The organism is Micrococcus sp. KRD077 (assembly GCF_017168505.1).
GTDB classification, from domain to species: Bacteria; Actinomycetota; Actinomycetes; order Actinomycetales; family Micrococcaceae; genus Micrococcus; species Micrococcus luteus.
Window position 1 is genome coordinate 227,478 of record NZ_JABFAZ010000009.1, and the last position, 16,323, is coordinate 243,800.

The 16,323-nt window shown below is 74.0% G+C and carries 13 protein-coding genes and 1 rRNA gene; 4 read left to right on the forward strand and 10 right to left on the reverse strand.

Annotated elements, in window-relative coordinates; all coding sequences use genetic code 11:
- Positions 1-6 precede the first annotated feature (6 nt).
- The gene (locus tag J1M39_RS03465) at positions 7-1,962 is read right to left on the reverse strand and encodes an AMP-binding protein (protein WP_078025595.1); all 1,956 of its coding nucleotides are present in this window, start codon (positions 1,960-1,962) and stop codon (positions 7-9) included.
- 215 nt (positions 1,963-2,177) lie between these two features.
- Here J1M39_RS03465 and J1M39_RS03470 point away from each other — a divergent pair, with 215 nt between their 5' ends.
- From J1M39_RS03470 to J1M39_RS03485, 4 genes are read left to right on the forward strand one after another with little or no spacing between them, the layout of a single operon-like run.
- Positions 2,178-2,867, forward strand: coding sequence for a GntR family transcriptional regulator (locus J1M39_RS03470; protein ID WP_020628108.1), 690 nt, complete (start codon positions 2,178-2,180; stop codon positions 2,865-2,867).
- Positions 2,864-4,390, forward strand: a complete 1,527-nt coding sequence (locus tag J1M39_RS03475) for an MmgE/PrpD family protein (RefSeq protein ID WP_036383286.1) — start codon at positions 2,864-2,866, stop codon at positions 4,388-4,390. The genes J1M39_RS03470 and J1M39_RS03475 overlap by 4 nt, the downstream gene beginning before the upstream one ends.
- Positions 4,390-5,328: a methylisocitrate lyase gene (gene prpB, locus J1M39_RS03480; protein WP_078025594.1), complete on the forward strand. Its 939-nt coding sequence runs from the start codon at positions 4,390-4,392 to the stop codon at positions 5,326-5,328. The genes J1M39_RS03475 and prpB overlap by 1 nt, the downstream gene beginning before the upstream one ends.
- Positions 5,329-5,384: 56 nt before the next feature.
- Complete coding sequence (locus J1M39_RS03485) at positions 5,385-6,530, forward strand: bifunctional 2-methylcitrate synthase/citrate synthase (RefSeq protein ID WP_078025593.1); 1,146 nt, start codon at positions 5,385-5,387, stop codon at positions 6,528-6,530.
- A 245-nt stretch (positions 6,531-6,775) separates the two neighbouring features.
- Here J1M39_RS03485 and J1M39_RS03490 read toward each other — a convergent pair whose 3' ends face one another.
- From J1M39_RS03490 to rrf, 9 genes are all read right to left on the reverse strand, one after another.
- The gene (locus tag J1M39_RS03490; protein ID WP_078025592.1) at positions 6,776-8,485 is read right to left on the reverse strand and encodes a CTP synthase; all 1,710 of its coding nucleotides are present in this window, start codon (positions 8,483-8,485) and stop codon (positions 6,776-6,778) included.
- Between the two features lie 9 nt (positions 8,486-8,494).
- On the reverse strand, positions 8,495-9,487 hold the full coding sequence (gene xerD, locus J1M39_RS03495; RefSeq protein WP_233263193.1) for a site-specific tyrosine recombinase XerD: 993 nt from the start codon (positions 9,485-9,487) through the stop codon (positions 8,495-8,497).
- Positions 9,484-10,191: an NUDIX domain-containing protein gene (locus J1M39_RS03500; protein WP_036338140.1), complete on the reverse strand. Its 708-nt coding sequence runs from the start codon at positions 10,189-10,191 to the stop codon at positions 9,484-9,486. Before J1M39_RS03500 ends, xerD begins: the two co-directional genes overlap by 4 nt.
- 41 nt (positions 10,192-10,232) lie before the next feature.
- Entirely contained in the window at positions 10,233-11,975 is a 1,743-nt protein-coding gene (gene recN / locus J1M39_RS03505; RefSeq protein WP_078025591.1) for a DNA repair protein RecN, read from the reverse strand.
- A complete protein-coding gene (locus J1M39_RS03510; RefSeq protein ID WP_078025590.1) occupies positions 11,972-13,060 on the reverse strand; it encodes an NAD kinase in 1,089 nt (362 codons plus the stop codon). Before J1M39_RS03510 ends, recN begins: the two co-directional genes overlap by 4 nt.
- Positions 13,061-13,173: 113 nt before the next feature.
- Positions 13,174-14,016: a TlyA family RNA methyltransferase gene (locus tag J1M39_RS03515; RefSeq protein ID WP_078025589.1), complete on the reverse strand. Its 843-nt coding sequence runs from the start codon at positions 14,014-14,016 to the stop codon at positions 13,174-13,176.
- Positions 14,009-14,839 (reverse strand): HAD-IIA family hydrolase, encoded by an 831-nt coding sequence (locus J1M39_RS03520; RefSeq protein WP_206496460.1) that lies wholly within the window; start codon positions 14,837-14,839, stop codon positions 14,009-14,011. The genes J1M39_RS03515 and J1M39_RS03520 overlap by 8 nt, the downstream gene beginning before the upstream one ends.
- Positions 14,836-15,702 carry a hypothetical protein gene (locus tag J1M39_RS03525; protein ID WP_230278193.1) on the reverse strand — a complete coding sequence of 289 codons (867 nt, stop codon included), beginning with the start codon at positions 15,700-15,702 and terminating at the stop codon, positions 14,836-14,838. Before J1M39_RS03525 ends, J1M39_RS03520 begins: the two co-directional genes overlap by 4 nt.
- Before the next feature lie 518 nt (positions 15,703-16,220).
- Positions 16,221-16,323 (reverse strand): 5S ribosomal RNA (gene rrf / locus J1M39_RS03530); the annotation flags it as partial.

Genomic DNA, 16,323 nt, shown 5'->3' on the forward strand with positions numbered 1-16,323 from the left:
CGGCGCTCAGCGGGCCGGGCGCAGCACCCCGGCCAGGGCCTCCAGCACGGCGGGGTCCTCGATGGTCGAGGGCACCGCGTACTCCTCGCCGTCGGCCATCTGCCGCATGGTCTTGCGCAGGATCTTGCCCGAGCGGGTCTTGGGCAGCGCGTCCACCACGACGACGTCGCGGAAGTCCGCCACCGGGCCCACCTCGCGGCGCACCGCCTGACGCAGCTCGTCCAGGAGCGCGGCCTCGGCCTCGGAGCCGGGCTCGGGCGTCTCGACGCCGGACTTGAGGACCACGTAGCCCGAGGGCCGCTGGCCCTTGAGCGGGTCCGCGACGCCGATCACGGCGCATTCGGCCACCGCCGGGTGGGAGCCCAGGGCGGCCTCGAGGACGCCCGTGGACAGCCGGTGCCCGGAGACGTTGATGACGTCATCGGTGCGGCCGAGCACGAACACGTAGCCGTCCTCGTCCACGACGCCGGAGTCACCGGTCGCGTAATGGCCGGGGAACGCGCTGAGGTAGGAGTCGATGTAGCGCTGGTCGTCGCGCCACAGGGTGGGCAGGCTGCCCGGGGGCAGCGGCAGCCGCAGGGCGATGTTGCCCTCGGTCCCGGCGGGCACGGGCTCCCCCAGGCCGTCCAGGACCACGAGATCGACGCCCGGCGAGGGCACCGAGGACGAGCCGATCTTCACCGGCAGCTGCTCCAGGCCCACCGGATTCGCCGCGATGGCCCAGCCGGTCTCGGTCTGCCACCAGTGGTCGATCACCGGCATGCCCAGCAGGCCCTCGATCCACCGCTGCGTCTCCGGGTCCAGGCGCTCGCCCGCGGCGAAGAAGTGCCGCAGGGAGGACAGGTCGTGGGCCTTGAGCAGCTCGCCCTCGGGGTCGGCGCGGCGGATCGCGCGCAGCGCCGTGGGGGCCGTGAAGAAGGAGCGCACACCGTGGTCCTCGATGAGCCGCCAGAACGCGCCGGCGTCGGGCGTGCCCACGGGCTTGCCCTCGTACATCACCGTGGTGGCCCCGGCCAGCAGCGGGCCGTAGACGATGTAGGAGTGCCCCACGACCCAGCCCACGTCCGAGGCCGTGCACATCGCCTGTCCCGGGCCGACGTCGTAAATGTGCTCCATGGTCCAGCGCAGGGCGACGGCGTGGCCCCCGTTGTCCCGGACGACGCCCTTCGGCTTGCCAGTGGTGCCCGAGGTGTAGAGCACGTACAGCGGGTCGGTGGCCCGCACCGGGACGCAGTCGGCCGGCTCGGCGGCCGCCACGGCCTCGCCCCAGTCCTCCCAGCTCGCGCCCCCGCGTCCGTCGGCGTCCGCGAGCGCGGTCTCGAAGCCCTCGCGGTGGTGGACCAGCACCGTGCGCACGGGGTGCGCGGCGGTCTCGAGCGCCTCGGCCACGGCGGGCAGGTATTCGACCCGGCGCTTGGGCTCGATGCCGCCGGAGCAGGTGAGCACGACGTCGGGGGCGGCGTCGTCGATGCGGGAGGCGAGCTCGCGCGGGGCGAAGCCGCCGAAGACCACGGAGTGCACCGCGCCGAGCCGCGCGCACGCCAGCATCGCGATGGGGGCCTGCGGGATCATCGGCAGGTACACGAGGACGCGGTCGCCCTTGCCGACGCCGCGCGCGGCCAGGGCGCCGGCCAGGCGGGCCACCGCGTCCGTGAGCTCGGCGTACGTGTAGCGGGTGACCTCACCGGTCATCGCGGAGTCGTGGATCAGCGCGACGGCGTCCCCGCGGCCCGCCTCGACGTGCCGGTCCAGGCAGTTGAAGGCGGTGTTCAGCTCGCCGTCCGGGAACCAGCGGTACAGAGGCGCGGCGGAGTCGTCGAGGGCGCGCGTGGGCGCGACGGTCCAGTCGATGGCGCGCGCCGCGTCGAGCCAGAACCCCTCGGGGTCGCGGAGGGAGCGGGCGTGGGCGTCGGCGTACGCGCCGGAGGGGCGGTCTTCGGCGGGGGCATCGTGGGTCGCCATGCGCCCAGGGTAGTGCTGTGGATCACACGGGGCAAGCGATCTGTATACATTTCTCGCGCTGCGACTGAGGCGTGCCGGCGCACGGGCGTCCCCCGCCAGGGGCACGGCACCCGGCCCGCTCACGCCGGACGACACTCCCCTCCGACGGCGCCGTCCGACGCGCGCACCGGACACGTCTCTGCCCTCGGCGGGACTGTTGTGTATACACTGGCGGCATGCGAGCGAGTGAGCGGGCGTACCAGGCCCTGAGGGCGGAGATCCTCGACTGGTCCCTCCCTCCGGGCGCGGGCCTGGGCGAGGTGGAGCAGGCCGAACGCCTGGGCATCTCGCGCACCCCTCTGCGCGAGGCGCTCTCCCGCCTGGTGGCCGACGGCCTGGCCGAGCAGGCACCGGGCCGGGGCATCGTCGTCGCCGACCTGTCCCTCGAGCAGGCGGACCAGCTGTTCGACCTGCGCATCGCCCTCGAGTCCCTCCTGGCGCGCCGGGCCGCGCAGCGGGCCACCCCGGAGGCGGCCGAGCGGTTCACGGTCCTCGCGGGCCGTTTCCAGGAGGCCGAGGCGGCCCTGCGCGGCGGGACCGACCCCGCGGACTACTACGCGATGACGGCCGAGCTGGACAGCCGGCTGGACGAGGCCGCCGCGAACCCCTACCTCGTCTCCACCCTGCGCACCCTGCGCCTGCACCTGGCGCGCCTGCGCCGACTGGCCGCCGACGACCCGGCCCGCCTCGCGGCCTCCGCCGCGGAGCACGCGGACATCGCCGACGCCGTCGGCTCGGGCGCCGCGGACCTCGCGGAGGCGACCACGCGGGTCCACCTGCACCACGCCTTCCACCATCTGACCCGGCGCGGCCGCGCCGAGGAGACCCCGACCCTGCTGACCCCCACCGAAGGAGACCGACCATGAAGAACCATCACGTGCGCGTCCACCGCTCCGAGGAGAACCTCGAGCGCAAGGACCAGCTGGCCTGGAAGCTGGCCGAGGTGGCCGTCGACGACGTCGAGGTGCTGCCCGAGGTCGAGGAGATGATCATCAACCGGATCATCGACAACGCCTCCGTCGCCGTCGCCTCGCTCCGGCGCGGCCCGATCGTCGCCGCCCGCGCCCAGGCCCTGTCCCACCCGGTCTCCACCGGCGGCGAGGGCGCCTCCGTGTTCGGTGTGGAGCAGAAGGTCTCCCCCGAGTGGGCCGCGTGGGCCAACGGCGTGGCCGTCCGCGAGCTGGACTACCACGACACGTTCCTGGCCGCCGAGTACTCCCACCCGGGCGACAACATCCCGCCGATCCTCGCCGTCGCCCAGCATGCCGGCCGCTCCGGCAAGGACCTGATCCGCGGCATCGCCACCGGCTACGAGATTCAGGTGGACCTCGTGAAGTCCATCAACCTGTACGGCCACAAGATCGACCACGTGGCCCACATCGGCCCCTCCGCCTCCGCCGGCATCGGCACCCTGCTCGGCCTGGACACCGAGACCATCTTCCAGGCCATCGGCCAGGGCCTGCACACCACCACCGCCACCCGACAGTCCCGCAAGGGCGAGATCTCCACGTGGAAGGCCCACGCCCCGGCGTTCGCGGGCAAGATGGCCGTCGAGGCCGTGGACCGCGCCATGCGCGGCCAGACCTCGCCCGTCCCGATCTACGAGGGCGAGGACGGCGTGATCGCCTGGCTGCTGGACGGCCCGGATGCCTCCTACGAGGTGCCGCTGCCCGAGCAGGGCGAGCCCAAGCGCGGCATCCTGGACACGTACACCAAGGAGCACTCGGCCGAGTACCAGGCCCAGGCCTGGATCGACCTGGCCCGCAAGCTCCACAGGGAGCACCCGGAGGCCACCGACCCGGCGAACGTCGAGTCGGTGCTGATCAAGACCTCGCACCACACCCACTACGTGATCGGCTCGGGCGCCAACGACCCGCAGAAGTACGATCCGACGGCCTCGCGCGAGACCCTCGACCACTCGATCCCCTACATCTTCACCGTGGCCCTGCAGGACGGATCCTGGCACCACGTGGACTCCTACGCCCCCGAGCGCGCCCAGCGCGAGGACACCGTGGCCCTGTGGCACAAGGTGACCACCGTGGAGGACCCGGAGTGGACCCGCCGCTACCACTCGCTGGACCTCGCGGAGAAGGCGTTCGGCGGAGCGGTGGAGATCACCCTCAAGGACGGCACCGTCATCACCGACGAGATCGCCGTGGCCGACGCCCACCCGCTCGGCGCCCGGCCGTTCGCCCGCGAGCAGTACATCCAGAAGTTCCGCACCCTGGCCGAGGGCATCGTCTCGAAGGAGGAGCAGGACCGCTTCCTGGCCGCCGCCGAGCGCGTGGCGGAGCTGCAGCCCGGCGAGCTGGACCAGCTGAACATCCTGGCAGACCCGGCGTTCCTGTCCGAGGCCGACCTCGCCGCCGCCCCGAAGGGCCTGTTCTGATGCTGTACTCGACGAAGACGGCCGAACAGAAGCGGATCGACCTGCGGGAGACCCTCAAGCAGGGCGGCGCCCAGCAGTTCCCGGGCGCGTTCACGCCGCTGTCCGCCAAGCTGATCCAGGAGAAGGGCTTCCCCGGTGTCTACATCTCCGGCGGCGTGCTCGCGAACGAGCTGGGCCTGCCCGACGTCGGGCTGACCACGCTCACCGAGGTGGCCGTGCGCGGCGGGCAGATCGCCCGCCTCACGGACCTGCCGTGCCTCATCGACGCGGACACCGGCTTCGGCGAGCCGATGAACGTGGCCCGCACGGTGCAGGAGTTCGAGAACGCCGGCCTGGCCGGCTGCCACATCGAGGACCAGTTCAACCCCAAGCGGTGCGGCCACCTCGACGGCAAGAACATGGTGGAGCTCGACACCGCGGTCAAGCGCATCGCCGCCGCCGTCCACGCCCGCCGGGACCCGAACTTCCTCATCATGGCGCGCACCGACCTGCGTGCCGTGGAGGGCCTGGACGCCGCGATCGCCCGCATGAAGGCGCTCGTGGAGGCCGGTGCGGACGCGATCTTCCCGGAGGCCCTGAAGGACATCGGCGAGTTCGAGACCGTGTGTCGCGAGCTGGAGCCCCTCGGGGTCCCGGTCCTGGCGAACATGACCGAGTTCGGCAAGTCCGAGCTGTTCACCCGCCGGCAGCTGGCCGACGCCGGCGTCGCGATGGTGATCTACCCGGTCACCCTGCTGCGCTCCGCGATGGGCGCCGCCGAGCGCGTGCTCAACGCCATCAAGGAGGAGGGCACCCAGCAGTCGCAGGTGGAGCAGATGCTCACCCGCGCCCGCCTCTACGAGCTGGTGGACTACGAGGGCTACAACGCCTTCGACACGGGCATCTTCAACTTCGACGTGCCCACGCTCGACATCGGCGCCAACCACGCCGACCTCTGACCCGTCACCGGGCCCGCCCGTGCGCGGGCGGGCCCCACTCCCCGAGGAGGGACACCATGACCGAGACCGAGATCAAGAAGGGCCTGGCCGGCGTCGTCGTGGACACCACGGCGATCTCCAAGGTCAACCCGGAGACGAACTCCCTGCTGTATCGCGGCTATCCCGTGCAGGACCTGGCCGCGCAGCTTTCGTTCGAGGCCGTCGCGCTGCTGCTCTGGACGGGCGAGCTGCCCACGGACGAGGAGCTGGCCGCGTTCGAGCACTTCGAGCGCGCGCACCGTGCCCTCGACCCGAAGGTGAAGCAGGCCATCGACCTGCTGCCCACCGACTGCCACCCCATGGACGTCGGACGCACCGCCGTGTCCGTGCTCGGCGCGAACCACCCGAAGGCGGAGGACTCCTCCCCCGAGGCCGAGCTGGAGAAGGCCCAGGCCCTGTTCGCGGCGTTCCCGGCCGTCGTCGCCTACGACCAGCGCCGCCGGCGCGGCCAGGACGTGGTGGAGCCGCGCGAGGACCTGGACTACTCGCAGAACTTCCTCTGGATGACGTTCGGCGAGGAGGCCGCCCCGGAGGTCGTGGACGCGTTCCGCGTCTCGATGGTGCTGTACGCAGAGCACTCGTTCAACGCCTCGACTTTCACCGCGCGCGTGATCACCTCGACGCTCTCCGACCTGCACTCGGCCGTGACCGGTGCGATCGGCGCGCTCAAGGGCCCCCTGCACGGCGGCGCCAACGAGGCCGTGATGCACACCTTCGACGAGATCGGCATCCGGAAGGAGGAGTCCCGCCAGGACGCCGCCGCCCGAGCGAAGGCGTGGATGGAGGACGCCCTGGCCCAGAAGAAGAAGGTCATGGGCTTCGGCCACCGCGTCTACAAGAACGGCGACTCCCGCGTGCCCACCATGAAGGCCGCGCTGGACCGGATGATCGAGCACTACGGCCGCGAGGAGATGCTCGGGCTGTACGACGGCCTGCAGTCCGCGATGGACGAGGCCAAGCAGATCAAGCCGAACCTCGACTACCCGGCCGGCCCGACCTACCACCTGATGGGCTTCGACACGGAGATGTTCACCCCGCTGTTCATCGCCTCGCGCATCACGGGCTGGACCGCCCACATCATGGAGCAGCGCGCCGCGAACGCGCTGATCCGCCCGCTCTCGGCCTACGACGGCCCCGAGCAGCGGGAGCTGCCGGCGGGCTGAGCCTCGTGAGGGGCGGTCGGGGCGACTTGTCGGAGGTGTAGACGCAGATCACCTCCGACACGTCGCCCCATTCGCTCGCGGCGCGGTGCCGCGTGCACGACGACGGCGGGTCGCCCCGGGTGGGGCGGCCCGCCGTCGTCGTGTCGTCATCGGTGCGACGCCCTCGCAGAGTGGTCACGACACGCCGCGTGCCGGGCGCGGCGACGGCGTGTCGTGACCACTGTGTCGGGCCGGTCGTCGGCCCCTCAGCGCCGGGCCGCCGCGTCGGCGCGGCGGGCCAGGCCGGCGGCGACGAGGCCGGCGAACAGCGGGTGCGGGCGGGTCGGCCGGGAGGAGAACTCCGGGTGGGCCTGCGTGGACACGTAGTACGGGTGCACGTCCCGGGGCAGCTCCACGAACTCCACGAGGGCGCCGTCCGGGGAGGTGCCGCAGATCGCGAGACCGGCCTCCTCGAGGCGGTCGCGGTAGGCGTTGTTCACCTCGTAGCGGTGGCGGTGGCGCTCGGTCACCTCGGTGGTGCCGTAGGCCTCGGCCACCACGGAGCCCGGGCGCAGGGTCGCGGGGAAGGCGCCCAGGCGCATGGTGCCGCCGAGGTCCCCCTCGCCGGCCACGATCTGCTCCTGCTCGGCCATGGTGGCGATCACGGGCGAGGCGGTCTCCGGGTCGAACTCGGTGGAGTCCGCGTCCTCCAGGCCGAGGACGTTGCGGGCGTACTCGATGACCATGGACTGCAGGCCCAGGCACAGACCCAGCGTCGGGATCCGCTGCTCGCGGGCGTGCCGCAGCGCGCCGAGCTTGCCCTCGAGACCGCGCACGCCGAAGCCGCCGGGCACACACACGGCGTCGACGTCCGCGAGCGCCACCGCCGCGCCCTCGGGGGTGGCGCACTCGTCCGCGGCCACCCAGCGGATGCCCACCTTGGCCCGGTGGGCGAAGCCACCGGCGCGCAGCGCCTCGGTGACGGACAGGTAGGCGTCCGGCAGGTCCACGTACTTGCCCACGAGCGCCACGGTGAGCTCATGCTCCGGGTGGTGCACGGCGTCCATGAGCGCGTCCCAGGCGGTCCAGTCCACGTCCTTGAACTTCAGGTCCAGGGACTGCACCACGTGGGCGTCGAGGCCCTGGTCGTGGATGACGCGGGGGATGTCGTAGATGGAGGGGGCGTCGGCGCAGTTGACGACGGCGTCCTGCGGGACGTCGCACATGCGGGCAATCTTGCCGCGGACGTCGTCGGGGACGGCCCGGTCCGAGCGCAGCACGATCGCGTCCGGCTGGATGCCGATCGAGCGCAGGGCGGCCACGGAGTGCTGGGTGGGCTTGGTCTTGAGCTCCTGCGAGGGGCCGATGTACGGCACGAGGGAGACGTGCAGGAAGAAGACGTCGTCGCGGCCGACGTCCTGGCGGACCTGGCGGGCGGCCTCGAGGAAGGGCTGCGACTCGATGTCGCCGACGGTGCCGCCGATCTCCGTGATGATCACGTCCGGGGCGGGGCGGTCGCCGCGGGGCTCCGCGGGCAGGCGCATCCGGCGGCAGATCTCGTCGGTGATGTGCGGGATGACCTGGACGGTGTCCCCGAGGTACTCGCCGCGGCGCTCGCGGGCGATCACGGTGGAGTACACCTGGCCGGTGGTCACGTTGTCCAGGCCGTCGAGGTCCTCGTCGAGGAAGCGCTCGTAGTGGCCGATGTCCAGGTCCGTCTCGGCGCCGTCCTCGGTGACGAACACCTCGCCGTGCTGGAACGGGTTCATGGTGCCCGGGTCCACGTTGAGGTAGGGGTCGAGCTTCTGCATCACCACCCTGAGCCCGCGCGCCTTGAGCAGGTGGCCGAGCGAGGAGGCCGTGAGCCCCTTGCCGAGGGAGGAGGCGACACCGCCGGTCACGAACACGTGACGGGTGACGCGCGTGGACGTCTGAGTACGAGAAGTTCGTTTCACCACGGATCTTGAGCGTATCAGGTGCGGGGCTCAGCGCGCGCGCGGATGCGCGGCGGAGTAGACCTCGCGCAGGGAGTCCACGGTGACGAGGGTGTACACCTGCGTGGTGGTCACGGACGCGTGCCCGAGCAGCTCCTGGACCACGCGGACGTCCGCGCCGCCGGCCAGCAGGTGCGTGGCGAAGCAGTGGCGCAGGGTGTGGGGCGAGACGTCCGCCTCGAGGCCGGCGCGCTCGGCCGCCCGCTTCAGCACGGCCCACGCGGACTGCCGGGAGAGCCGGCCGCCGCAGGCGTTGACGAACAGGGCGGGCGTGGAGCGTGCGGCTCCCGCCATGATCGTGGGCCGTCCCCGCACCAGCCACGCGTCGAGCGCGGCGGCCGCGTAGGAGCCGATCGGCACCACGCGCTCCTTGGACCCCTTGCCGAACAGGCGGACCACAGGCTGGCCGCCGTCGTCCCCGGTCTGCGCGAGCCCCACCACGTCGTCGACGTCGAGGCCGACCACCTCGGAGATGCGGGCGCCGGTGCCGTAGAGGAACTCGAGCAGCGCGCGGTCCCGCAGGCCGGCCGGGGTGTCGACGGGCACGGCCTCCAGCAGCGCCGTCACCTGCTCCACGGGGAGCGCCTTCGGCAGGCGGGCGCCCGGCTTCGGCGGGTGGACGTCGAGGGCGGGGTCGGCGGGCGTGAGGCCCTCGAGGGCCCAGAACCGGTGCAGGCCGCGCACGGCCGCGAGCACGCGGGCCGCCGAGCGGACCGCGAGGGGCCGCCCGCCGTCCTCGCCGGTGCCCAGCGCCCGCAGGAAGCCCGAGACGTGGCCCGGGTCGACGTCGGCGGGGGCGCGCACCCCCTGGGCCTCGAGCCAGCGGCGGTAGCGCTCAAGGTCGCGGCGGTAGGCGGCCAGCGTGTTCGCGGCGAGGCCCCGCTCGACGGCCAGGTGCTCCAGGTGGCGGCGGAACGGGGCCGCGAGGGCGGACTCCGCGCCCCGGCCCCCACGGCTCCCCCGGGGTGCCGGGTCGGCGCTCACGCGGGCCAGTCCGCCCCCGGGGCCTGCCGGTCGGGGACGAACGGCGCGTCCACGGGACGCAGGCGTCGCCAGCCCTGGGCGCGGTGGGCGCCCAGGGCCAGCACGGCGACGACGGTGGACGGGTTGTGCACCCGGCCGTCCAGGACGGCGTCGGTCACCTCGTCGAGGCCGACCCACACGAGCGGCATGGCGGCCTCCTCGTCCTGCCGGGTGTGCCGCTCGCCGTCGGGGATCTCTTCGATCTGTCGGGCCAGGAACACGCGGATCGCCTCGCTGGAGCCGCCCGGGGTCGTGTAGTAGTCGACGAGGGTGTGCCACTCGCGGGCGCGCAGGTCGGCCTCCTCGGCCAGCTCGCGGACGGCGACCTGGTGGAGGTCCTCCCCGTCCACGTCCCGCAGGCCCGCCGGGATCTCCCACAGCTCCATGCCCACGGGGTGGCGGTACTGGCGGACGAGGGCCACCTGCTCGCGGGGGCCGGTGGTGGTGAGCTTGGTGCGGACCGCGAGGATCGCCACGGCGCCCGGGTGCACCATCAGCTCCCGGGTCAGCGGTTCCCGGGACTTGTCCGCCGGGTCCAGGCGGAACGACTCCCGGGCGATGTCCCACACTCGGCCCTCGTAGACGGTCTTCGACTTCTTCACCGGGCGGGGGACGTGCAGGTCGCGCAGGGGCGAGCGTCCCGCGGACGCGGAAATCTCAGGCATGGGGCGATCCTCTCATGTCGGGGCGGCGTCCGCGGACCGGGTCAGCCGCGTTCGCGGGCGGAGGACTCGAGCAGCTCCCGGGCGTGCTCGCGGGCCGCCGCGGAGTCCCCGTGCCCGGCGAGCATGCGGGCGAGCTCCTCGACCCGTTCGTCGGCCGTCAGCGTCACGACGTCGGAGGTGGTCACACCCGCGGCCGGGTCCGAGTTCTTCTCCACCCGCACGTGCCGGTCCGCGTAGGCGGCGACCTGGGGCAGGTGGGTCACGGCGATGACCTGCACGTGGCGGGCGAGCCGGGCCAGGCGGGCCCCGATCCGCACGGCGGCCTCACCGCCCACGCCGGCGTCGACCTCGTCGAACACGAAGGTGGGCACCGGGTCCGTGGCGGCCAGGACCACCTCGAGGGCGAGCATCACGCGGGAGAGCTCGCCGCCGGAGGCGCCGCGGCCCAGGGGCCGGGGCTCGACGCCCGCGTGGGGGCGCAGGGCGAGCGTGACGTCCTCAGCGCCGTACGGGCCGAGACCGTCCCCGGCGACCGGCGTCAGTCCCACGTGGAACGAGGCGTCCGGCATGAACAGGGCGTGCAGCTCCTCGGTCACCGCGGTCTCGAGCCGCTCGGCGGCCGCGGTGCGCAGGGCGGTCAGGGTCGCGGCCCGCTCGCGCAGCGCGGCGTCGAGCCGGTCGACCTCCGCCTCGAGCTCCTCGAGGCGGCCGGAGTCGCCCTGCAGCTCGTCCAGGCGCGGACGCTGGGTCCGGGCCCAGTCGATCACGTCGGCGAGCTCCGGCCCGTAGAGCCGCTGCAGTCGCGTGAGCTCGGCCAGCCGCGACTGGGCCGCGTCGAGGTCGGAGGCCGCGTCGGCGTCCAGGTCGGCGGTGTAGCGGGCCAGGTCGCCGGCGATGTCCGTGAGCACGACGGCGGCCTCGGCCAGGCGTGCGGCCGCGGCGGCGAGGTCGGGGTCGTCGCCGGGGGCGGCGAGCACGGCCTGCCGCGCCGCCTCCACAAGGCTGACGGCGCCGGGGGTCTCGTCCATCGCGTCCACGTCGGGGCCGGCCAGTCGGGCGTGCGCCTCCCCCGAGGCGGCGCGCAGCTCCTCGACGTCCTCGAGCCGACGGATGAGAGCCCGCAGCTCCTCGTCCTCCCCCTCCCGCGGCTCGGCGAGGTCGATCTCCTCGAGCGAGCGCTGCAGTGCCTCGGCCTCGCGGGCCCGCTCCTGGCGGTGGGCGGTGAGCTCCTCGCGCTCCCGACGCGCGGCGGTCCAGGCGGCGTGGTCCGCGCGGTAGGCGCGCAGGGCCGCGGCGAGCTCGGCGCCGCCGAACGCATCGAGGGCGTGCCGCTGGGCGTCGGCGCCCTGGAGGCGGACCTGGTCGTTCTGCCCGTGCACGGCCACGAGCGTGGCCCCGATCTCGGAGAGCAGGCCCACGGGCACGGAACGGCCGCCGGCCGTGGCACGGGAGCGTGTGCCGTCCCCCGACGCCGTGACGCTGCGGCTGAGGACCAGGTCGTGGGTGCCGTTGTCGCCCTCGTCCACGACCGCGCCGGCCTCCTGAGCCAGGCGGAGGGCCGCGTGGTCCGCGGTCACGCGCACGCCGGCGTCCACGACGGCTCGGGACGAGCCCCGGCGGACCGCGCCCGCGTCGGCGCGAGCACCGAGCAGCAGGCCCAGGGCGGTGACCACCATGGTCTTGCCGGCGCCGGTCTCACCGGTGACGACGGTGAAGCCGGGGTCCAGGTCCACGGTGGCCTCGCCGATCACGCCGAGCCCCGAGATCCTCAGATGGTCGATCATGCGTCCTCCCCGGGGTGACGCGCCCCGCGGTCGCGGTGGCGTTGGATGTCCGCGGGCGAGGGCACCGACAGCGGCATGGTGGCCGGTTCGACGACGTCGGGACGCGGCCCCGCGTGCCGCGGCTCGACGGTCTCCACCTCGTGGAGCACGCCCGCCCGCTCCTGGGCGGTGACGGGGCCGCGCCAGCCGTCCGTGGGCAGCCGGAACTTGCGCACCAGCCGTTCCGCGAAGGGAGTCGGGTTAAGACGGGCCAGGCGCACCGGCTCTGCCGACCGGGACACCTCGACCCGGGCCTGCGGTGGCAGTTCGACGGTGCGCCGGCCGTCACACCACAGCACACCGGTCTCGCGGGTGCGGGTGAGCACGTCCACACCGATCGTGGAGCGCGGACCCACCACGAGGGGGCGGGTGAACAGTGCGTGGGCGCTGATGGGCACGCACAGCAGGGCCTCCACGGAGGGCCACACCACGGGGCCCCCGGCGGAGAAGGCGTAGGCCGTGGAGCCGGTGGGGGTGGCCAGCACGACGCCGTCGCAGCCGAAGGACGTCAGCGGCGAGTTGTCCACGGAGACGACCACCTCGAGCATCCGCTCCCGGTGGGACTTCTCCACGGAGGCCTCGTTGAGGGCCCACGTGCGGGCCACCTCGCGGCCCTCCACGTGCACGACGACGTCCAGGGCCATGCGCTCGATCACCACGTAGGACTCCGAGGCGATCGCCTGGACGGTGCGGTGCAGGTCGGTGCGCTCGGACTCGGCGAGGAAGCCGACGTGGCCCAGGTTCACCGCCAGCAGCGGCACGTTGTAGCCGCGGACGAAGTCGGCCGCCCGCAGCACCGAGCCGTCGCCGCCGAGGACGAGGCCGAGGGTGATGTCCTCGAGCTCGCAGTCGACCCCGAGGGTCTCCGGCGCGAACTCCGGGGGGTCCCCCGCGGCCGCGCGGATGGCGGCCACGTCCTGTTCGAGCATGACGGTGACCAGGCCCTCCTCCGCGAACATGCGGGTGGCCTGCAGCGCCGCGCTGATGGCGTCCTCGCGGCCCGTGTGGGTCAGGACGAGGATGCGACGTCCGGGGGTGTAGGGCATGGTTCCTTCCGCGAGCCGGGGTGCCGGGCACTGCGCTCCAGGATAGCCACGAGACCGGACACGCGAACCGGTGGCCCCGCGCCCGTGGACGGGCGGTGTCCCCCGGTCGGGGGTCAGGACCAGTCGATGTGGGCGCCCCGGACCCACCCGGCGGCGCGCTCGCCGGCGGGCGGGGCCGGGCTCGTCCCGCCTGCCGGGTTGTCGGCCGCGGTGGCGTCGGGACGGCGGAGCCGCAGGAAGAACTCGGCGTTCCCGTCCTGTCCGGCCAGGCCGGATCGGGCGAGGCCGCGCGGTGCGAGGCCGGCGCCCAGCGCGGCCGCGGTCACACCCACGACGGCGTGGCGGCGGGCGTCGGGATCGGTCACGACACCGGAGCGCGGCAGGGCGCGCCGCCCGACCTCGAACTGGGGCTTGACCATGAGCAGCAGCTCCGCGCCGGGTCGGCACACGCTCGCGAGCGGGGCGAGGACGAGGCGCAGCGAGATGAAGGACAGGTCGGAGACCACCAGGTCCACCGGACCGTCGATGTCCTCGGCCGTGAGGTCGCGGATGTTGAGCCCCTCGCGCACGAGGACGCGGGGGTCGGCCCGGACGGGCGGGGCCAGCTGGTTGTGGCCCACGTCGACGGCGGCCACCCGTTCGGCGCCCCGCTCGAGGAGGACCTGGGTGAATCCGCCGGTGGAGGCCCCGGCGTCGAGCGCTCGGCGGCCGGCCACGCCCACGTCCGGGAATGCCTCGAGTGCGCTGACGAGCTTGTGGGCCGCACGGGAGACGTACCGCGGGCCCGGGTCGCGCAGGCGCAGGGTGGCGTCGGCGGCCACGCGGTCGGCGGGCCGGCGCACCGGGCGGCCGTCGAGGAGCACCTGTCCCGCGCGGATGAGCGCCGCGCCCTCCGTGCGGGAGCGTGCCAGGCCCCGAGCGGCCAGGGCGACGTCGGCGCGTGCGGTCTCAGCCACGCCGTGGGTCCGCGGAGGCCTCGGCCCCGCCGGCGAGCAGAGCGGGCAGGTGCGCACGGACCCACGTCGGCCGGTCCGGCCCGGGGGCGGCGGCCGCGGTCTCGCGCGTGTCGATGCCGGTCAGGACGAGCACCGTGTCGAACCCCGCCGCGTTGCCGCCGCGGATGTCCGTGTCCAGGCGGTCGCCGACCACGAGGGGACGGGCCAGGCCGAGGGCGTCGGCCGCCGTCCGGAACAGTCGTGGCTCGGGCTTGCCCGCCGCGACGGGCGCGGTGCCGGTGGCCCGGCCCACCGCCTCGACGAGGGCCCCGTTGCCGGGGGCGATCCCCTCCGCGCGCGGGATCGAGGTGTCCAGGTTGGTGGCGACCCAGGTGGCCCCGGCGCGCACGGCGTACGCGGCCTCCGCCAGATCGGCCCAGCCGAGACCGGGGTCGAAGCCCTGGATCACCGCGTCGGGACGCTGCGCCGCGGACGCGACCACCTCGTAGCCCCGCTCCTCGACCACGGCGCGCAGGTACGCCGAGCCGACCACGAGCACCCGACCGGTGCGGCGGCCCAGCGTCTCCTCGAGCAGGTCGACGCCCGCCGGTGCGGAGCCGAAGACCTGCCCCGCCTGCGCGGGCACCCCGAGCGTGCGGAGATGCTCGGCCACGGACTCCGGCGCGCGGGAGGCGTTGTTCGTCACGAACCCGACCGGCACGCCCCGTTCCTGCAGCGTCGACAGCGTCTCGACCGCCCCGGCGATCGCGCCGCCTCCGGCGTAGACGACGCCGTCCAGGTCGCACAGCAGCCCGTCGTGACCGTCGAAGAACGTGGCGCTCACCGACCGTCCGCCTCCGGGGCCTCGAGGGCGTCGAACAGCGACAGCTGGTTCGGGTCGACCTCGTCCGGCGCGTCGACGGCGGCCGGCGGCTCCGTGGCGGCCTCCGGCTCCTCGGCCGGGGATCCGTCCGCCGTCGGCTCCGCACCGGCCTCGGCCGCAGACCGCTCGTGGCGCCGTTCGCGGGGGGACGGGCGGCGGTCCCGGGGGTCCTCGACCGGCTCGGTGTCCACGTCGATGATCTCCGGGTCCGCGAACCCGCCCACGCCGAGGGCCTTCTCCGCGACGCGCACGGCGCGCGCCCAGAGCCGAGCCTCGTCGCGGCGCCCCAGGGCGAGCAGCACGTCGGCCTGACGCTGGAACAGCCGGGGAGAGAAGGGGTAGCCGCGCCGCCGGTCCAGTTCCGGGATCTGCAGGGCCTCATGGGCGCCCTGGAGGTCGCCGGCGTCCTCGCGGATGCCGGAGACGACCATGGCCAGCTCGGCCCGCGCCGCCCGGTCCAGACGCGAGGCATCCACCTCGGCGGCCAGCTGCAGGGCCTTCTCCGTGCGGCCGAGGGCACGCTCGCTATCCACCTGCGCGGCGATGTGGGTGTCATCGCCCGTCATACGCCGGTAGGTGCGGAACTCGCGCAGCGCGTCGGCGTACTCCCCCGCCGCGTAGGCGGTGAGCGCGACTGCCTCGCGCACGCGTGAGAGGCGGCCGCCCTTGCGGGACGCGGCGAGGGCGTGCTGGAACGCCAGCGCCGGGTCGACGTCCAGGTAGCGGCCGGCCATCACGAGATGCTTGGCGACCCAGCTGGCAGGACGCTCGTCAAGGCCGTTGATCTCCTTGAGCGTGCCGCGGTCGAGCTCCTGGCCCGTCACGTCCGGGTCGATGTCCGGAGAGCGCTCCTGGTCCGCACGATTCGCCGCTCGGAGGTCACCGGGATTGTGCGCGGGTCGTTCGGCGCGGTCCTCGCGACGAGGGCCCGTCGGCGCACCGCGGCGCTCGGGGCGTCCGCCCCCCTGGCCCGGGCCGCGCCGCCGGTCCTCGTGAGGCCCGCCGGAGCGGCGCCGGTCACCGGCACCGCTGCGAGGACGTCCGTCGCGGTCTCCACCACGACGCCGGCCATCACCGCCACCACGGGGCCCGCGGCCCTCGGATCCGCGGTCCTCGCGGCGCTCTCGGGGGGTGTCCTCAGCCATGGTGTCCTTCCTGGGCGTCACGCCGCGACGGTCCGCGGGAACGCGGTCTCTGTTCCTCATGTGCCGGCCTCGCGGCCGGGTCCTCAGGGGACCAGGCTAGTGCCCGGAGCCTGTGGCAGACCGTCCTTGCGGGGAAAACAGTCCAGAAATGCGGGAAGGGCCTCGCACCAACAGTGCGAGGCCCTCCCTCAAAGAATGTCCGGCGGCGACCTACTCTCCCACAACCTCCCGGCTGCAGTACCATCGGCGCTGTGGGCCTTAGCTTCCGGGTTCGGAATGGAACCGGGCGTTTCCCCCACG